We start from the raw sequence: 21,635 nt of genomic DNA, 5'->3' as shown, positions 1-21,635 counted from the left end.
GATACACCCGCTTATTGTGAAGCGGGTGTTCCCTGTTGTTTAGTTCAGATTTTCTTCAAGGACGTCAAATAGATCGCCCATTTCTTCCATTTCAAGGTCTCCGGCGGTAAAGTCGCTCGGCGTGAATTCGCGCCCTTCTTTGGCCGTACAATGATCGATCAATTGCTGCAGATGATGTTTGAAGCGGTCCATGATCTCCTGAACAGTTTGCCTGTCAAATTCCTTTGTAGAAAAGGAGCAGGACATGATGAGCTTTTCACCTTTGATGATGCCGCTGAAGCTCAAAGCATAGAGCGCTTCTGATTCCTCTGAAACTTGATTCCCCATATCATAAGAGGACGGTCCGAAGAATTCGGTCTGTACTTCATTGTCGATCTGGCCTAAATAGTTAAAACTGATCTCCGGTTTGAGTGAAAAATCGGCGCCATCCGTTAAATAGCGAAGGATGCCATATCCGATTCCCTTATCCGGAATCTGGCGTAATTGTTCTTTTACGCTTTTGATCATCTCAGGCAAGCCGCCGTCTTCAGCCCCTTTTAAAACGACTGGATATTGCGCGGTGAACCAGCCCACCGTTCTTGAGATGTTCATGCCCGGGATGATGTCTTCCCTGCCGTGCCCTTCCATGTTGATACACACTTTTGAATCGTTCGTCCATTCCATGATCGTCAGCTTTAGAGCGGAAAGCAGAATGTCATTGATATCCGTACCATACGGCTCATGGACTTTCGTCAAAAGCAAACGTGTTTCCGCTTCAGTTAATTCGAACATTACAGCGGCTGAATCTTTCACTTTCCTTTCAGCGGCTGTATGGTCCTTCGGCAATGCCGGAATTCGTTCTTCTTCAAGACTGCGCCAATAGTCTGCTGTTTTGCGGAAGCGTTCGGATTGCGCATAGGCCTCAAGCTCTTCAGCCCAATCTTTGAACGAATTTGTTTTGTCAGGGAAGACAATATCCTGCCGCTGAGCGGCCTGCAGGTAGCCTGATGCAAAGTCTTCCAGCAGGATTCTCCATGATACACCGTCCACGACTAAATGATGGATGACAATCAACAAATGGTCGCCTTCTGCAGTCTGATACTGTTCGGCCTTTACGAGCGGCCCTGTTTCAATATGAAGGCTTGCCTGCAGCCGCTTCGCTTGAGCGGCGATTTCCGCTGCACTATCAGTGACATACCGGAGATCAACCACTCTAAAGGCAAATCCGTGCTGACCGGGTCCGCGGTTATGTTGGCTGATACGGCCGTTTTCCTTTTTGTACACCATGCGCAGTGCATCGTGATGCTCAGTCAGTTTCTCCAGTGTCTGCTCGACGAGCTCAGGATCAAAACCTGCCGGGGCGTGAAGCATGACCGACTGGTTCCAGTGGTGCTCGTTTGTGAATTCACGTTCAAAGAACCAGCGCTGAATCGGCGTCAATGCGGCTTCCCCTTCAACAGGTCCCTGGTCGATCGGTTTGCCGTCCGTCCATTCGATATACGAACTGATCTCGCCGATCGTCGGGTGCTGAAACAAATCTTTCATTTCAAGTTTCCAGCCGTACTGCTGAAGCCGGCTCGCCATTTGAATGCCTTTGATCGAATCTCCGCCGAGCGTGAAGAAATTGTCGGTGAGCCCGATTCGCTCAATCCCGAGAACCTCCTGCCAAATGTCGGCAAGCAGCTGCTCTGTCTCCGTCCTTGGTGCTTTGTAGTCGGCTGTCTGCGCTTCGACGTCAGGCTGAGGCAGCGCCCTTCGGTCGACTTTTCCGTTCGCTGTCACCGGAAGTTCATCAAGCTGCATCCAATACGCCGGTACCATGTAGTCCGGAAGCGTCTGTGCCAGCTTACGGGCGAGGCTTTCTGTATCAAGCTGTTCGTCCGCAACGACATAGCCGCACAGCGCTTTGTTTCCGTAGGCGTCTTCGATGTCTTGGACAACCGCTTCCCGGACTTCCGGGAAGCGTGCGAGCTGGACTTCGATTTCCGAAAGCTCGATCCGGAAGCCGCGGATTTTCACCTGCTGATCGATCCGGCCGATATATTCAAGCCGCCCGTCGGAAAGCCACTTGACCAGATCACCCGTCCGGTACATGCGCTCGCCCGGTACGAACGGATCTTCCGTGAAGCGCTGCGCCGTTTCCTCCGGCTTGTTGAGATAGCCGCGCGCAAGCCCGCGGCCGGCGACACACAGCTCACCGGCGACACCGACAGGCTGGACTTCGTTGTTTTCTCCAAGCACATAAGCCCGTGTGTTGGCGATCGGCTTTCCGATTGAAAGCATCCCTTCATCAGGGTCGATCGGTCCGCTCGTTGCAACGACCGTGTTTTCCGTCGGCCCGTAGTTGTTGACGAGCGTGTAGGAGCGTTTTTCGATCTGTTTCAGCTTGTCTCCGCCTGTCAGAAGCACGCGCAGCGACCGGTTGTCCAGCTCCATGAACTGTTCGCACAGCTGTGTCGGCAGGAACGTGATCGTGATGCCGTGTTCTTCAAAATATTGATTCAGCCGGACGATGTCCATCCGGATCGCTTCATCGATGATATGAAGCTCACTTCCGGCAAGCCAATACGGGAACATCTCCCAGACCGATGCGTCAAAACCGAAGCCGGCGTATTTTGCGCTTTTGTCCTCTTCTGTGACTTTGAAGGCGTCGTTATGCCAATAGCACAGATTCACAAGTGAGTGATGTTCGACCATGACGCCCTTCGGCTGTCCGGTCGTGCCTGATGTATAGATCAAGTATGCGAGATTGTCAGGCTTGACAGCGGATTGCGGGTTCATCTCATCTTCTTTTACGACCTCTTCGCTCATCATCGTATCGAGAAGGAGCACTTCCCCGTTGAACTCTTCAGGTACAGTTACATCGGTTTGCGTGAGAAGCAGCTCAGCACCGCAGTCTTGCAGCACATATCCGATCCGCTGCGCCGGATAGTCAGGATCAATCGGCACGTAAGCCGCACCCGCTTTTAAAATCGCCAGCACACCGGCCGCCATCTCCAACGAAGGCTTGACCATGATGCCGATCCGTTGTTCCGGCTGCGCCCCTTTTTCCATCAGCAGGCGGGCGAGGCGATTCGCGCGGGCGTTAAGCTCCCTGTACGTCCACTTGCGGCCGTTGTACACGACAGCCCCGCGGTCAGGAGTGCGGCGGACTTGGGCTTCAAACAGTTCATTGATCGTTTTGTCTGTCGGCGCTTCAAGTGCAGTCGCATTCCATTCTTCGACGATTTTCCGTTGTTCTGTTTCATCTATGAGCGATAAATCCGACAGACGGACATGCGGATTGGCCGCAACTGTTTCGAGAAGATAGAGCAAATATCCGCTCCAGCGCTTGATCGTTTCTTTCTTAAACAAGTCTGTCGCATACTCGAATTGCAGACTGAGTCCATCCTCTTTCGCAAAAGCGCCCAATGTCAGGTCAAATTTGGCGGCGGCATGCGAAATGTCATACGGCTTGATTGTTACACCATCTAAATCAAGTGTTTCCTTATCAGGGTCTTCTACTGTCAGCATGACATTGAAAAGCGGATTCCGGCTCATATCGCGCGGCAAATCAAGCTTAGCGATCAGCTCTTCAAACGGGTAGTCCTGATGATCAAGGGCAGCGATGCTGTTATTTTTGACGGCTTCTAAAAATCCGCTGAATGTTGCGGCAAACGGCACATGGTTTTTCAGCGCCAATGAGTTGACGAACATGCCCGGCATGTCTTTCAAATCGGCGTTTGTTCTGCCGGCTGTCGCCGATCCGATGACAATATCCTTTTGCCCTGAGAGACGGCTTAAGAAAATGTTAAAGACGGCCAGCATCACGGTATTCAGCGTCGTTTTCGAATCTGTTATCAATCTTCTGATGTTAAGCGCTGTATCTTTCGATGTTTGAAAGCGAATCTGGTCTCCGGCAAAGCTTTGCAGCGGAGAGCGCGGGTAGTCGAGCGGAAGGCTGAGTTCCGGCACGGCTTCCTTAAACTGATTCAGCCAGAAAGCTTCCTGCTCCTGAATGCTCTCCTGCTGATCCGGTTCATGCTGCCAGACCGCATAATCTTTGTAATGCAGCTCACGTTCAGGAAGAGATTCCCCTCTGTAAAGCTGTGCGATTTCTTTCACAAAAAGGCTTCTTGACACACCGTCGGCAATAATATGATGGGTGTCGATCAAAAGCAGATGCCGCTTCTCACTGATGGTGAGCAGCTCCGCCCGGATGAGCGGGGCGCTGTTTAAATCAAACGGTCTGATAAAGCGGCTGATTTCTTTTTCCGCATCCTCCTCTTGAATTGGCGTCACTTTGACATCGATGTCCGCATGTTCGTGCACTTTTTGCACCGGATGGCCGCCGATTTCCGCAAATGATGTGCGCAGCGGTTCATGGCGCTTCACCAAAGCAGCAAATGCCCGTCTGAGGCGCTCGACATCAAGAGGCCCTTCTACCGTGAAAACAGACGGCATATTATATCCGGTTCCGTCCTTTTCAAGATGATGGAGGACGTACATCCTTTTTTGAGCGGAAGAAACAGGATACCAGCCGCGTTTTTCGGCAGGCCGGATGCCGTTTTGCCAAGATCGCTCTTCATCTGACTCGATATAGCGTGCGAGCCGGCTGATTGTCGGGCACTCAAAGAGCGCTTTTAACGGCACTTTTTTCCCCAGTTTCGAGTGAATGTCGGCTGTCAGCATCATTCCTTTCAATGAATGACCGCCAAGATCGAAGAAGTGGTCTTCGATTCCGATCGGCCGGGTGCCGAGAACATCTTCCCAAATGAGGGTCAGCTCTTTCTCTAGCTCTGTTGACGGCGGCAAGTAAGAACCGCTGCGTTCGTTTAGCGTTTGAGGCTTGGGCAGTGCGCTGCGGTCGATTTTTCCGTTTGCCGTAAGCGGGATCTCATCAACACTGATGAAGTATGACGGCACCATATACGAAGGCAGCCGTTCGGAAAGCCGCTGCCTCAGCTCAGCAGATGCCGGCTGTCGTTCCGATTGAATATAGGCGCACAGCTCCTCCATTCCGGAATCGGATGTAATCGCGAGAACGACCGCTCTTTCTATAGCTTCCTGGTCTTTTAGAGCGTCTTCGATCTCCTTCAGTTCAATCCTGTATCCGCGGATTTTCACTTGATCATCCGTTCGTCCGACAAATTCAAGCTCCCCATCCGGGTGCCGGCGGACGAGATCTCCCGTCTGATACATGAACGTGCCTGGAGCATAAGGATTTTCGATAAACCGTTCAGCTGTCAGCTCATGTTTGTTCACATATCCTCGCGCCAGCCCTTTTCCGGTGATATATAATTCGCCTGCCGCGCCGGGAGGAACAAGATGATGTGAATCATCAAGCACCAAAACGCCTGCGCCCGGAATCGGCTGTCCGATCGTTGGACGTTTGGCAAATTCGGCGATTCTGTCCTGCTCGATCACTTTTGCAATCGTCCCGATCGTCGTTTCCGTCGGACCGTAATGATTGATGAATCGTGCCTTTGGATAACAGGAATGGAACCGTTCCACATCGGCCGGATTGATTTTTTCTCCCCCAAGCACAATCAGTCTGAGCGACTGAAGCCCCTTTGCCGAAGCAAAGCTTTGCGGCTGAACGACCGTATGGAACAAGGACGGCGTCAGCTTGATATATGTAATCCCTTGTTTGCCAATATAGCGGCTTAACCGCTCCGGTTCCGTATAGGTTTCCTTCGGTACGAGATGCAGCTCCCCTCCGGCAAGAAGAATCGGGAAAAGGCTCGTGTAGCCGAGATCGAACGCATAGGAAGACAGGAGCATCGTTTTATCCGACTCTGAAAGGCCGGCCTCACTGCTGAACCAAGAAACATAATTGACAAGACTGCGATGTTCGAGCTGAACACCTTTTGGATTGCCCGTCGTCCCGGATGTGTAGATGATATACGCGAGACTTGTTCCGTCATTGATGACATGAGGACATGCGGCGCTTGCCCCCAGCGTGTCCTTGGCAATATCTATGAACATCCCTTTATATTGGCCTGAAAGAGCGGTTTGATAGGCAGGCTCAGTTATAAGCCAGCGGGCTCCGCTATCTTCAAGCATGTAACAGACCCTTGACACCGGCATTTCCGGATCAATCGGCAAATACGCGCCTCCGGCTTTCATGACGCCGAGAATGGAGACGATGACATCTGTGGAACGATCCATCATGATCCCGACGATATCTTCTTTTCCGACTCCTTTTTCCCGCAGCACATTCGCCACCTGATTTGCTTTCTCATCAAGTCTGCGGTATGTGAGCTTTGTATCCCCGCAGACGACCGCCGTCAAATCAGGCGTTTTCGCCGCCCGTTCTGCAAACAGTTCATAGAACGGCCGCCTCTTTACATCCGCTGCCTCTCCGCCTTTCGCTTCATCCAGCAGCGTCTCCCGCTCTTTCGCTGAAAGGAGCTCGATCTCTTGGAGCCTGATCTCCGGATTCGCGCAGATCGTTTTGATCACATTCAGCAAATGTCCGCTCCAGCGCCTGATCGTCTCTTCTTTAAATAATGAGACGGCATAGTCAAAGCTCAAACCGATTTCCCCGCCATGTTCAACCGCCTCAAGGGACAGATCGAACTTCGCCGTTCTGTGCCGGACAGCATAGGATGAAATCTGCAAATCCCCTAATGCCAGAGTTGGAACGTCCATATTCTGCATGTTGAAAAAGACGCTGAACAAAGGGTTCCGGCTTGTGTCTCTGGCTAACGGTAATTTTTCAATCAGCTCTTCAAGCGGATAGCTTTGTCTGGAAAATGCTTGAAGACTTGTTTCCTTTACTTCCTGCAAAAACTGCTTGAATGTTTTTTGCCCTTCCGGACGATTGCGGATGGCCAGCGTGTTGACAAACATCCCCGGGATATCATGCAGATCAGGATGGGTTCTTCCGGCCACAGGCGATCCGACGATCACATCATCCTGTGATGCATACTTCGAAATGAGAATGTTGAATGCGGCCAGCAGGAACATGTAAAGCGTTGTGTCGGCTTCAGAGAGCAGCTTCTGAATCTCTTTTGTGAGCTCTTGATCAATCCCAAACACAATCCGCTCGCCTTGAAAGCTCCGTTTCGCAGGACGAGGGAAGTCGTACGGCAGATCAAGCACAGGCAGTTCGCCTTTGAAAACATCAAGCCAGTATTGCTCCTCCTCTTTCAATTGTCCCTGCCGCTTTTGGTCGTTTTGCCAGACGGCAAAATCTTTATAATGCAGTTTAGGAGCAGGGGCTTCCCCGCCTTGGTAGATCCGCGCAAGATCGCGGATGAATATGCCTGTTGAGCTTCCATCTGTAATAATATGGTGCATATCGATCAGAAGCAGGTGTCGCCGCTCTTCCAAACGAACGAGTTCAGCCCGCACAAGCGGCGCCTGATCCAATTGAAACGGTCTGATGAACGTGCTGATTTTTGTTTCGGCTTCCGCTTCTTCGGCTTGAGAAACCGCCAGCCTAAACGGCGAGTGTTGGTGAATGCGCTGAACGATTTCTCCATCGATTAATTCAAACGATGTCCGAAGTGTTTCATGGCGGTCGATCAATGCTTGAAACGCCGATTCAAGGCGATCCTTATCCAAGTCCCCTTCCAAGAGCAGAACAGCAGGTACATTGTAGCTCGTGCTTGCTTCTTCAAGCTGATTGACAATGTACATGCGCCTTTGCGCAGATGACACGGGGTAATAAGGCTTCGAAGCTGCCGGTTCAATCGGCGGCGCTTCTTCCTTCGATTCTCCTTCCAAAAATTCGGCCAACCCTCTGATCGTCGGTTTTTCAAACAATACCTTAATCGGAACATCTTTTTGCAGCCGTTCTTGTATTTTGGCGGTCAGCATCATCGCTTTCAGCGAATGGCCGCCACAGGAAAAAAAGTTGTCGTCGATTCCCGGATGCTGGATGCCGAGAAGTTCTTCCCAAATGTCCGCCAGAGTTTGCTCTGTTTCGCTTTCCGGTGCTTTGTATTCGGAATTTGTTTCCTCTGCTGCCGGAGCCGGAAGCTTGGGTTTGTCAACCTTTCCGTTGGCCGTCAGCGGCATGTTCTCAAGCTTGACGAAATGTGACGGCATCATGTATTCCGGAAGCGATTGAGAAAGCTCGGTCCGAAGTTCGGACGTTGAGCCCGTCCGGCTCCCGGTATAGTAAGCGCAAATGTCGTTTTCTCCCGCACGGTTTTCTTTGACGACAACAGCCGCTTCTAAAATTCCGTCAAGCCGGGCTATGCTCGCTTCAATCTCTCCCAATTCAATCCGGAAGCCGCGTACCTTGACCTGATGATCCATCCGGCCGAGAAATTCGATATTTCCATCAGGAAGCCACCTGGCCAAATCGCCCGTGCGGTACATCCGTTTCCCTTTAGCAAACGGATCGCCGACGAATTTTTCATCGGTCAGTTCAGGCTGGTTCAAATAGCCCCGTGCCACTCCGTCTCCGCCGACACAAAGCTCCCCCGGCACCCCGACCGGCTGAAGCCGGTTTTGTTCATCAAGAATATACGCCGTCGAATTTCCGATCGGCTTCCCAATCGGAATGGTGCGCTCATATTCTTGATCGATGAAGAAGCAGGTTGAAAATGTCGTATTTTCTGTCGGACCGTATCCGTTCCAAAGCGAGAGTCCGGGGCATGCGCGCCTGACCTTGTTGACAACGGACGGAACAAGCGCATCCCCGCCAATAATCAGATCGCTTACGTTTTGAAACATTGCGTCATCCTGCCGGGCCAGCTGATTGAATAGCGGTGATGTCAGCCACATCGTCGTGATTCGGTTTTCCTGCAAAAACACCCGGAAACGCCTTGCATCAAGAAGCGTTTCTTTCGGAACCGGATAAAGGGTTCCCCCGTTTAGCAGCGCGCCAAATACTTCAAATGTGCTGGCATCAAAGCTGACCGCCCCCGTCTGCGCCATCCTCACGTCCGCATGGAGCGGAATATAACCGGCGTTTTTGACAAGCCGGACAATATTGCGGTGCTCCACCATGACGCCTTTCGGCTTGCCCGTTGAACCGGAGGTGTAGATGTAATAAGCGAGATCAGCAGGCTTTGTGATATGGTCAAGATTGACGGCATCTTCTTTTTCAACGCCCTCTCCATCCACGGTGAGCGCTTCATAGCCTGCCAACGAAATTGCCGGGTTCTCTTTGATGATGACGATTCGCGCTCCGCTGTCTTCAAGCAGAAAACGAACTCGTTCTTCAGGATAGGCAGGATCAACAGGCACGTAGACGCCGCCTGCTTTCAGAACCGCGAGCATGCCGACTGCCGCCTCAAGCGAGCGCTCCATCATAATCGCCACTGCATCGCCGCGCTTCAGCCCTTTTGCTTTCAATCTTCTTGCCAGCTGGTTCGCTCTTTCGTTCAGTTGTCGGTAGGTGAGGCTGCTGTTGCCGGCGACAATGGCCGTCTTTTCCGGCGCGAGCTCCGCTTGTTCTTCAAAAAGCTCCGGGATCGTCTTCTCCCGTGGATAGTCAGCGGCAGTGTGATTGATAGCCAGCAGCGCTTTTTGCTCCCGTTCTGATAAAAGCTCGGCTCGGCCAACCTCTGTTTCGGGGCTGGAAACCGCGGCGCGGGCAAGTCTTGTCAGATGCTCTGCCGCCTGTTCAATGAAGGATTTCTCATAAACCGCGCTGTTGTATTTCACTTTGATCGTCCATTCTGCCCCAGGATAAACGATCAGATTCACATCGTAGTTCGTTTGTTCAAAAGCTCCGGCTGCCTTGATCGAGAAGCCGAGGCGTTCTGTCATCGCCCCGTTTTCAAGCTCTTGATCAAGCGGATAATTCTCAAACGCGACAAGGTGGCTGATCAGCCGTCCGTCCAGCGCAGATTTCTTTTGGATGTCATAGAGCGGCAAATAATCGTACCGTTCCGCTTCAATCGCATGCTGCTGCGCCTGTTTGAAAAGCTCGGCGAATGACTGATGCTTGGCGATCTTCAAACGAACGGGAATCGTGTTGATAAACAGCCCGGCCATGTGCTCGATCCCGTTGATTTCCGCTGGGCGTCCGGACACAACCGTGCCGAACACCACATCTTCTGCCGCATTATATTTGGCAAGAACCGCTCCCCAGATCGCCTGAAACAGATTGGGAGCCGTCACGTTATAGCGGCTGGCCGCCTTTTGAATGGCATCCACCATTTCTTTGTCCCAAACGAAAGCAAACTCTTCGTTCTGGTAAGAGTCGCGGGCTGAAGATTCCTTGCGTCCGGGAATGACGCTCGGGCTTTCCAAACCGGCAAGACGTTTCTCCCAATAGGAGCCCGCTTCATCATGATCCTGGCGGCCGAGCCATTTGATATAGTCCGCATACGGCTTTCCCTGATCAATCGGAGCCGGGCGGTTTGAACGAAATGCTTCATAATTTTGAAACAGACGTTTCATCAATATCCCCATACTCCAGCCGTCCATTACGATATGATGGTTGCTCCAGACCAGGTGGTATTTTTGCTGTTCGAGGCGAAAGACCGCCACTTTAAACAGCAGATCTTTCGCAAGGTTGAATCCCGCTCTCTGCACTTCTTTTTTATATTGTGTGATGCGCGTCATTTGCCGTTTTTGATCCTGATCGGCGATATCCTCAAATTCAACCTTTGCCTGGCGCTCAGCCAGGACGACCTGGCGCGGTTTTTGCAATTGCTGATGGACAAAAACCGTTCTGAGGATATCGTAAGTACGAACAAGCTGATTGACGCTCTTTTCGAAAACCGGCAAATCAAAATCGCCGTCTATGATCAGCTCAAGCTGTGTGAAGTAAGAGGAAGACTCCGGATCAAGCATGGCATGATACAGCATCCCCTCCTGCATCGCTGTCAAAGGATACACCTTTTGAATCTTTTGTTTCCCCATAAGGCACCTCGTCTTTTTTATTAGAAAATTTCCATCAATTTATCAAGTTCTTCAAGTGTCAGATCATCATCTCCAAGATCGCTTGGTGTGATCTCGCCTTCATCTTGACTTAAGCAATGATTCATGACTTTCAGCAAATGCGCCTTAAAGCTGTCAGCGACAGACGCGATTGTGCTTTCCTCAAATTCCAGAGAGCTGTAGGCGATCGACATCGTCAATACGCCGTCTTCAATATATCCGACGATGTCAAGCACATTCGGCTTTTCCGTGTCAGGGCTCAGCGGCTCGCCTGACGGCATGGATGATCTCGAAAACAGACCGGATTCCGACATCTCTGTAAACTGGCCTAAATAGTTAAAGCTGATTTCCGGCTTGAACGGCTTTGCCTGTTGACCGGCTTCCGTCAAGTAGCGGTAAATCCCATAGCCGATCCCCTTATTCGGAATGTGGCGCAAATCCTCTTTGATCCGTTTCATTTGATAGCCGATATCATCGGCATCGTTCATCTGTATCAGGGCCGGGAACTGGCTTGTAAACCAGCCGACGGTCCGGGAGATGTTCAAGCCCGCGATGATGTCCTCGCGACCGTGTCCTTCAAGATTGATGAGGAATTCATTCCCACCGGTCCACTCTTTCATTGCAAAGCCCAGCGCCGCTAGCAGTATGTCGTTCATTTCTGTGTTGTACGCTTCATGAACTTTTGTCAGCAGCTGCTCTGTTTCTTCTTTACAGAGAGTGAATTCCGCCGTTTTCGTATGGCACATCCGCCGGTCATTTGATTCATGATCTTTAGGAAGCGGTATTGCCGCTTTCCCCTCGATTTCCTGCCAATAGCCGATTTCCTTGGCAAACGCTTTGGAGGCGGCATATTCTTTTAAGCGAACTGCGTATTCAGCAAAAGAATGTGATTTCTCGGGAAGAACAATCGCTTCGCCTTTTGCGGCCTGCAAATAACCGGAAGCGAAATCCTCGAGTAAAATCCTCCAGGAAATCCCGTCAACAACGAGATGGTGAATGACGATCAAGAGGTGATCTCCTTGATCGGTTTTAAAGATCGCCGCTTTTAAGAGCGGTCCTTCAGATAAATTGATACTGCTTTGGATTCGATTAGATTCCCGCAAAATGGCAGCTTCCAGTTCGGCCCCTGATTCATTCAAATGCAACACCTCAGGGTGAATCACGGATTCTTCAAGACCCCTGTTGTACTGAACGATCGCTTCGCCTTGCTGATAGACGATGCGAAGGGCATCGTGATGTTCCATCAGTTTGCTTAACACCCGTCCGGCAATCCCCGGGTCAAACCCTGACCGCGCATGAAGCATAACCGACTGGTTCCAGTGATGTGCGTTTGTGAATTCACGTTCAAAGAACCAGCGCTGAATCGGTGTCAATATGATCTCGCCTTCGACAGGACCCTGATCAATCGGCTGATCATCAGCCGATTGTACATAGGTGCTGATCTCGCCGATCGTTGGGTGCTGAAACAAATCTTTCATTTCAAGCTTTAAGCCGTGCTGCTGGAGCCGGCTCGCCATTTGAATGCCTTTGATCGAATCTCCGCCGAGCGTGAAGAAATTGTCGGTGAGCCCGATTCGCTCAATCCCGAGAACCTCCTGCCAAATGTCGGCAAGCAGCTGCTCTGTCTCCGTCCTTGGTGCTTTGTAGTCGGCTGTCTGCGCTTCGACGTCAGGCTGAGGCAGCGCCCTTCGGTCGACTTTTCCGTTCGCTGTCACCGGAAGTTCATCAAGCTGCATCCAATACGCCGGTACCATGTAGTCCGGAAGCGTCTGTGCCAGCTTACGGGCGAGGCTTTCTGTATCAAGCTGTTCGTCCGCAACGACATAGCCGCACAGCGCTTTGTTTCCGTAGGCGTCTTCGATGTCTTGGACAACCGCTTCCCGGACTTCCGGGAAGCGTGCGAGCTGGACTTCGATTTCCGAAAGCTCGATCCGGAAGCCGCGGATTTTCACCTGCTGATCGATCCGGCCGATATATTCAAGCCGCCCGTCGGAAAGCCACTTGACCAGATCACCCGTCCGGTACATGCGCTCGCCCGGTACGAACGGATCTTCCGTGAAGCGCTGCGCCGTTTCCTCCGGCTTGTTGAGATAGCCGCGCGCAAGCCCGCGGCCGGCGACACACAGCTCACCGGCGACACCGACAGGCTGGACTTCGTTGTTTTCTCCAAGCACATAAGCCCGTGTGTTGGCGATCGGCTTTCCGATTGAAAGCATCCCTTCATCAGGGTCGATCGGTCCGCTCGTTGCAACGACCGTGTTTTCCGTCGGCCCGTAGTTGTTGACGAGCGTGTAGGAGCGTTTTTCGATCTGTTTCAGCTTGTCTCCGCCTGTCAGAAGCACGCGCAGCGACCGGTTGTCCAGCTCCATGAACTGTTCGCACAGCTGTGTCGGCAGGAACGTGATCGTGATGCCGTGTTCTTCAAAATATTGATTCAGCCGGACGATGTCCATCCGGATCGCTTCATCGATGATATGAAGCTCACTTCCGGCAAGCCAATACGGGAACATCTCCCAGACCGATGCGTCAAAGCCGAAGCCGGCGTATTTTGCGCTTTTGTCCTCTTCTGTGACTTTGAAGGCGTCGTTATGCCAATAGCACAAGTTCACAAGTGAGTGATGTTCGACCATGACGCCCTTCGGCTGTCCGGTCGTGCCTGATGTATAAATTAAATATGCGAGATTGCCGGGTTTCACCGCCGACTGCAGATTTCGCTCATCTTCTTTTGTCAATTCTCCCTTCAGCATCAAATCAAGCTGAATGGATTCACCGCTGAATCCTTCCGGCGCGGCTAAGTCTGTCTGTGTTAAAAGCAGCTCAGCACCGCTGTCTTCCAATACATATCCGATCCGCTGCACCGGATAATCAGGATCAATCGGCACGTAGGCCGCGCCCGCTTTTAAAATTGCGAGCACACCAACCGCCATTTCCAACGAAGGCTTGACCATGATACCGATCCGTTGTTCCGGCTGCGCCCCTTTTTCAATCAGCAGGCGGGCGAGGCGATTCGCGCGCGCATTAAGCTCCCTGTACGTCCACTTGCGGCCGTTGTACACGACAGCCCCGCGGTCAGGAGTGCGGCGGACTTGGGCTTCAAACAGCTCATCGATTGTTTTGTCTGTCGGAACATCAAGTGCCGTGTCATTCCAGGCGGCCACGAGCCTCCGTTTTTCCGTTTCATCCAAGAGTGACAGCTCGGAGAGCCGGACATCCGAATGATGAGCGGCCGCTTCAAGGAGGTGAAGCCAGTATTCGCACCAGCGCTTGACGGATTCATGCTGAAAGAGCGCCGTATTATATACCATTTCAAGCCGTACAATGTCTTCTTCTTCGGCTGCGGTCAAGGTCAGATCAAATTTTGCCGCCTGCTGATCAAGCTCATACGGCTGCAGTGTGATCCCTTCCATCGACAAGTCTTTTACATCCGCGTTTTGCATTGAAAAAACAGCATCGAATAATGGATTTCGGCTCATATCGCGCTGAATGTTCAATTTCTCAATCAGTTCTTCAAACGGATAATCTTGGTGCTCATATGCTTCAAGCGCCGTTTCTTTGACTTCCTTGAGGAATGCGGCAAAGGTTTTCTCTCCTTTTGGATGCGTCCTCATCGCCAATGTATTGACAAACATCCCGATCACATTGTCGACATCGGCGTACGGTCTTCCGGCGACCGGAGAACCGACCACAATCTCGCTTTGACCGCTCAGCTTGGCTAAAAATACGCTGTATGAGGCAAGAAGCACCGTGTTTAGGGTCGTTTCTGTTTGTTGAGCCAGATCCTTTAGCGCTCGGACAAGCTCAGGCTTGAGCTCAAAGGTGAGACGCTCGCCTTCAAACGTCTGCACCGCCGGTCGCGAAAAGTCTGTCGGCAGTGTGAGGACGGGCAGTTCTCCGCCCAGTTTTTTCAGCCAATACGCCTCTTGCTTGTTGTGTTCCGTTTGCAGGCGCTTTTGCTGCCAGACTGTATAGTCTTTGTACTGAATCTTTAGTGGTTCAAGCGTCTCTCCAGCGTAAAGCTTTGTCATTTCATCGATCAGAATGCCGACGGATGCGCCGTCTGAAATGATGTGATGCATATCTGTCAGTAAAAGATGCTTTTCCTCAGCCAGGCGAAGGATGCTCATTCTGAAAAGCGGCGCCTTAGTGAGATCAAACGGCTGGATAAACGCTTCAATTAGCTGATCTGTTTCTCGTTCATCCGCATCGATAACATCAATCGCAAATTCGGCGTCCTTCCATATCCGCTGAACTGGCTCACCGTCTCTGATTTCAAACGATGTTCGAAACGCTTCATGGCGCTTGATCAGATTCTTTACAGCAGCTTCCAGCCGGGCAAGGTCGAGCTTTCCTTCAAGCTTTAAAACGGACGGCATGTTATAGGTTTTCTCCGCGCCTTCAAGCTGCTGCAGGACATAAAGCCGTTTTTGCGCCGATGATACAGGATAGGCCTCCTGCTCTTGCGCGGCTTCGATATAGATCACCGCTTTTTCCTTTGCGTCCGCGGCCGCTTTTGCCAAGCTTTCGATTGTCGGCGACTTGAACAAGTCTTTCAGCTGGAGATCGACATCCAGCTCTCGCTGAACGCGGGCCATTAGCTTCATTCCCGCTAAAGAATGACCGCCAAGCTCAAAGAAATTGTCATGCACTCCAACTGGAGAGATGCCGAGCGCTTCCTGCCAAAGCTCGGCAAGACGGGCTTCTGTGTCATTCCGCGGAGCCGTATATTCCCTCTGCACACTTTGAGCGGCGTCAGGTGCAGGCAGCGCTCTTCTGTCCACTTTTCCATTCCCTGTGAGCGGAAGCTCTTCTAACTGGATAAAAACAGACGGGATCATATAACCGGGCAGTCCCGCAGCTGCATGTTCGCGCAGCTCGCGACTTGAAAGCTGCCGATCGGCGACAATGTATGCGCAGATCATCTGATCGCCCGAATCGGCAGCAACAGCCAGGACTGCAGCTTCCTGGATCATGTCATGGGTCAGCAGCTGATGCTCGATCTCGCCCAGTTCGATTCTTTGGCCGCGGATTTTCACCTGGTGATCCATCCGGCCGATAAATTCAAGACTTCCGTCGGCAAGCCATCTTGCCATGTCACCTGTCCGATAGATGTTCCGATCTTTTTGAAACGGATGTGCTGTGAATTTCTCCGCCGTCAGTTCCGGACGGTTGAAATAGCCGCGGACAAGCCCGTCTCCTCCGACGCACAGTTCACCGGCAACACCTGCAGGCTGAACCTTTCCAGCAGGATCAAGGATCAGCACCTCTGTATTGCTGACCGGCTTTCCGATCGGAATCGACTGCGCATCAGCGCCGACATCATTGACGGGATGATAAGTGGTAAAAACAGAACTCTCTGATGGCCCGTACATATGAAGAAGCCGGCCCTTTCCAACAGTCTTGAGCGCTCTTCTGACATGATCGACGGATGCGCGCTCACCGCCGAACAGCACCCTGCGCAATGTCTTCATACTGTCCGGCCGCATATCGACAAGCATGTTGAACAATGCCGTTGTGATCATCAAAACGGAGACTTTTTCGTTTTCAAGCATGGCGGCAAGCCGGCCCATATCAAGGATTGTCTCCTTCGGGGCAACCACCAGTTTGGCGCCGTTCAGCAGGGAACCGAACATATCAAACATGAAGGCGTCAAAAACATAATTGGAAATGGAAAGTACAATGTCTGTATCAACGATTTCCAAATAGTTCGGGTTTTTCACAGTCCGCAAAATATTTCGGTGTGTCACCATGTTGCCTTTCGGCATTCCGGTCGTTCCTGATGTGTATGTCAGATTGGCTAAAGCTTCCGGAGAAATCGGAACATTCAAGTTGGCCGATTCTCCTTGATATAGATGGGCTTCATCAAGGAAGAACATCTCGCCCGCAAAGTCCGCCGCTTCAGCAAGCGGTCTCAACGCCGTTTGCGTTAACAAAACCGCTGCTCCGCTGTCGCGGAAGAAGTGGTGGATGCGCTGCTCTGGATGATCGGGATCAACCGGCACATAAGCGGCCCCGGCTTTTAACACGGCAAGGATTCCGACGACCATTTCCGACGACCTGGCGGTAAGAATGGCGGCTGTCGTTCCTGTTTGCACCCCTCTTTCGCGAAGACGTCTTGCCAACTGATTCGCTTTCTCATTGAGTTCACGGTACGTCAATACCGCACCTTCAAATTGAAGGGCAGGGCGCTCACCTGATTCGGCTGCTTGTTCCTCAAATTGTTGCACGATCGTTTGCCCATGCGGATAAGCGCTTTGACCTGGATTGAAGGCGACGAGCTGCCGCTTCGCTTCTTCCTCTGTCAACAAGCTGTATTCCCCTATTTTCCGATGCGGATCTGCCGTCATTTCTTCAAGCAGGTTCAAGTAAGCTTTCAGTATTCTCTCGGCCGTATCTTTTTTAAACAGTTTTGTACTGTAATCCAAATCGAGAATCAATTCACCGTGTTCTTTCTTTGCCTGCAGGGTCAAATCAAATTTGGCGATGTTGAAATTCGTTTCCTGAATGGACAGACGCAAATCGCCGAGCAGCGGAATGTCCTCCATTGCATTTTGCAAAATAAACATCGTATCAAAGAGAGGATGACGGCTTAAATCACGCGGAACATTGAGCTTTTCGACGAGCCATTCAAACGGATAATCCTGATGTTGAAACGCGTTCAAGACCGTGTGCCGCACATCATGTAGAAATTCAGCAAACGTTTTTTCACGATCGACTTTCGAGCGGATCGCCAGCGTATTGACAAACATTCCGACGATCCCTTCCAAGTCGGAGTGGCTGCGGCCGGCAGCCGGCGTCCCGACAATCACATCTTCCTGTCCGGCGTATTTCGCAAGAAGCGTATTGTAAGCGGCCAGCATGACCATATACAGTGTCGCGCCGTTTTCATCAGCAAGTCCGACCATTTTTTCCTCGATCTCTTTTGGCACGGCAGCGGAAACCCTGTCTCCTGCAAAGCTTTGCACAGGCGGACGAGGCTGATCCGTCAACAGCTGCAGGACAGGGAGCTCCCCGGAGAAGACGTTTTGCCAATATTCTTCTTCTTTTTGATAGCCGCCATCGGTCTGATTGTTTTGCCAGACGGCATAATCTTTGTAGTGCAGGCGCATCTCCGGCAGTTCTTCCCCTTTATACAACTTGGCCAGCTCATGTAAAATAATCGAAATCGAAACCCCGTCGGAAATCAGGTGGTGCATATCAAACAGCAGCATGTGTCTGCTTTCTTCCAGGCGGACGAGGCCGATTCTCAAAAGCGGCGCTTTCCCGAGATCAAAACGGCGTACAAACGATTTTATCGTTTGTTCTAAAGGCTTGTCCCCGCTCTGGATCACCTCGATGTGCAGCTCAGCTTTTGCATGAATACGCTGCCTCGGTTCTCCATTGACAGATACAAATGAAGTACGGAGCGCTTCATGTCTTTCAATCAGCTTTTGAAAAGCATGTTCCAGACGCTCTCGATCAAGCGGCCCTTCAAGCATAGCCGCCGCCGGCATATTGTAGCCGATGCCCGCTCCTTCCAGCTGACTGACGATATAAATCCGCTGCTGCGCCAGCGACAGAGGATAGTCGCTGCATTCTGCCGCCGGTTCAATGGCTGTAAACCCTTTTTGCTCCGCTTTAGAAACAAATTGACTAAGAGCGGCGACAGTCGGTTTTTCAAACAGGACCTCAAGCGGCACTTCAACTCCGAATGTTTTGCGGAGCCTTGAAAGCATCACCATCGCTTTCAGCGAATGGCCGCCAAGTTCAAAGAACTGATCATAGATGCCGACTCGTTCCGCTCCGAGCACATCCTGCCAAATGTGCGCGATTTTTTCTTCCCTGTCATTTCTCGGCGCCGTATACTCAGCACCCCCTGTAATCGTCGCTTGATGCAGAAGCAATGCTTTGCGATCAACCTTGCCGCTTGGCGTCAGCGGCATTTCTTCAAGCTCGGTGAAATAGGAAGGCAGCATATAATCAGGCAGCCTTTTCGCCAAATGCTCCCTTAACTCAGACACCGAAGCGGCGCGGTCATCTTTCGGAACGATATATGCGCAAACCTCTTGATCGCCGGCTGTTCCCGGCCGCGTAAGCACAGTTGCTTTTTCGACACCGGGCGCACCTTGTAAGACGGACTCAATCTCCCCGAGTTCGATCCTGTAGCCGCGGACTTTCACCTGATCATCCTTTCGGCCGATAAAATCGACGGTACCGTCAGGAAGCCATCTGACAATATCACCGGTCCGATACATGACACCTCCCGGATTGAAAGGATCGGCCGAGAATTTTTCCTCCGTCATGTCCGGGAGGTTCAAATACCCCCGTCCGGCTCCATCTCCCGCAATATACAATTCACCCTCGGCACCATCCGGCAGAAGCGCTCCGTGATCATCCAAAATGTAAAATCGGTTGTTCCCAAGCGGCCTGCCGATTGGTACATAGGCGTTTTCGTACTGAAGTTGTCCATCCCGCGGAATTGTGAAGGCCGAGGCATCAACACAGGTTTCTGTCGGTCCGTAGACGTTCGTGATCAAGGGAATCGATTCGGCTGATTCCGCAAATAAACGGAGCAGCTTTTCGGTCGCCACCCTTGATAATGCCTCACCTCCGACGAGGATATGTTTCAGGCTTGTTCCGCGGAGATCGTCGGCAGCAATCAAAAGCTGCAAATGAGACGGTGTACAGTCCGTGACATCAATCTGGTGGCGGCGGAAATAAGCGGCTAAGGCACGCCCGTCGGAAACGGTCTTTTTCGGTACGATATAGAGAGACTTGCCAAGCAGAAGAGACGTGAATATCTGCTGAACGGAAGCATCAAAATGAAACGGAGCCAAAAGCGCAACATTCAAATCGGCCTGTGCATATGTATGTACAGCTTGCTGAAGCCCCTTAACAAGATGATGAACCTGTCTGTGCTCAATCATGACGCCTTTTGGACGGCCCGTTGTTCCAGACGTATAAATGATGTATGCGAGATGATCAGCACCGGATGATGAAGGCAGATTGCCGAAGTCTTCCGTTTCGGCGATCGCTTCGGAAAAGAGCAGTGTTTCAGCTGATTCAGCCGCAAATGCCTGATCGGTGATCACAACTTTTGCAGCGGAATCCTTGAGCATAAACTGAATCCGCTCATTTGGAAAACCGGGATCAATCGGCACATAAGCGCCTCCGGCCTTGAGAATCCCCAATATCGCCGCTACCGTCCGCTCTGACCGCTTCATCAAAACGGCTGCCGGCACATCGGAACCGACACCTCTTTTGCGAAGCGCCCTTGCCAGCCGGTTGGCGATCTCATTCAACTCCTGATACGAAAGCTGTTTCCCCTCAAAAACAAGCGCCGTCTTCTTAGGAGTCTCAGCTGCTGTTTGCTCGAATAAGCGATGAAGGGTCAGCTCTTTGTCATACGTGATCAAAGAACCTGAAGCACGCTGCAGCAGCTGCTGTTTTTCCTGCGCAGGAATGATTTCCAGATCGCTAATTTTCTTGTCTGGTGCAGCGAGGGCTTCATTAAGAAGCGTCATGAGCCGCTCGTATAACATGACCATTTCTTCGCGGCTGAACAGTTCCTCTCTGTAATCAAAGTCGACCGCAAGCGTCCCCGTGTCCCATCTTTCTTTCACATGAATGGAGACATCGTTAACTTCACTGCCGCTGAAAATCGGCTCAGATAAGAACGATACCGTTTCTTTCTGCTGCCATTGCATGACCTGATACTCCAAAGAGACGGAAAACAGCTTATTTAAATGGGGCTGCCTTTCCCGCAGGTCATTGATCAGGAGATTGTACGGATACTTTTGATGTCTGATGATTTTCAGCTGATCTTTCATCCTTTCCTGCACAAATGCAGTAAAGTCCTGTTGCACATCAAGCCGGGCTTTCATCGGAATGGTCGATACGAACATGCCAAGCATCTGTTTTTCTTTTGCATTTGTCCGGTTTCCCATAAAAGTGCCGAGAACGACATCTTTTTGTCCGGTCACCCGATGCATATAAATGTGTAAGGTTGATAGAAACAAGGAGAGCACACTAACGTTGTTGTTTTGACAATACGTTTGAATTTTTTGATACAGGTCTGGGGAAATCTCTTTAGAAAGACGAGCCGCGTCCAAACGGACTTGATAAGAATCGCTTTGCTTTAAAGATACGGGCTCCGGAATGACTTCGTATTGAGCGTTCCAATACGCTTTATCTTTTTGGAACCGTTTCGATTCTTCGTATTCCAATTCGCTTTGAATGTGTTCTGTAAATGACGGCTGTACAGCTTCGAGGTCGGTTTCCCCTCCCGCAAGCTTCAAATAGATGTCGGTGATGCGGTTGCCTAGGAGTGTCATAGAAATGCCGTCGGAAATCAGATGGTGAACCTTTACAAAAAACCAGCTTTCAACAGGGCTGATGCGCACGACGGCAAACTTGAACAACGGACTGTCATATAGGGGCAGGGGCCGGCGCGCTTCAGCTTGTCCCCATTTTAAAATGTCGGCCATGTTTGTTTTGGCGGCATCAAGGTACTCCAATTCAAATGGTTCATATTCGGTGATATATTGTTTCGGTTCATCCTCTTCATCATCATGCAGCCTGAAGCGCATCGTTTCATTGGTGCGGACAAACTGCCGAATGGCTTCAGCCAATAAACCGGTATCTATTCCCGACTCAGATTTCAGCTTTCCAAAACCGCTCAGATTGGAAACGCTTGTACCTGGGTAAAACTTCTCTGTGTACCAAATACGCCTTTGGGCATGTGTCAGGGGGTAGTATGTGTTTTCCATCTTTCCTATTCCTCCTTTATCAAGTGTCATTTATGGCGGTCTCCGTGATGAACCGCAATACTGATTTGCGGCGTTTGGCGA

General features: G+C 51.2%; 2 protein-coding genes. Both read right to left on the bottom strand.

Annotation, left to right across the window (positions count from 1 at the left end):
• Positions 1-39: 39 nt before the first annotated feature.
• A complete protein-coding gene (locus tag P3X63_RS02270; RefSeq protein WP_277692402.1) occupies positions 40-10,791 on the bottom strand; it encodes a non-ribosomal peptide synthetase in 10,752 nt (3,583 codons plus the stop codon).
• 20 nt (positions 10,792-10,811) lie between these two features.
• Positions 10,812-21,554 (bottom strand): non-ribosomal peptide synthetase, encoded by a 10,743-nt coding sequence (locus tag P3X63_RS02265; protein ID WP_277692401.1) that lies wholly within the window; start codon positions 21,552-21,554, stop codon positions 10,812-10,814.
• Between the last annotated feature and the right edge of the window lie 81 nt (positions 21,555-21,635).

Source organism: Bacillus sp. HSf4 (assembly GCF_029537375.1).
Lineage (GTDB): Bacteria > Bacillota > Bacilli > Bacillales > Bacillaceae > Bacillus > Bacillus sonorensis_A.
Note: the sequence above shows the minus strand (reverse complement) of the source record. Positions and strands in the feature narration are given on the sequence as shown.

What these genes read in the sequence shown, in the direction of transcription:
- P3X63_RS02270 (WP_277692402.1), bottom strand. Translation starts at nt 10,791, where the DNA reads ATGGGGAAACAAAAGATTCAAAAGGTGTATCCTTTGACAGCGATGCAG.
- P3X63_RS02265 (WP_277692401.1), bottom strand. Translation starts at nt 21,554, where the DNA reads ATGGAAAACACATACTACCCCCTGACACATGCCCAAAGGCGTATTTGG.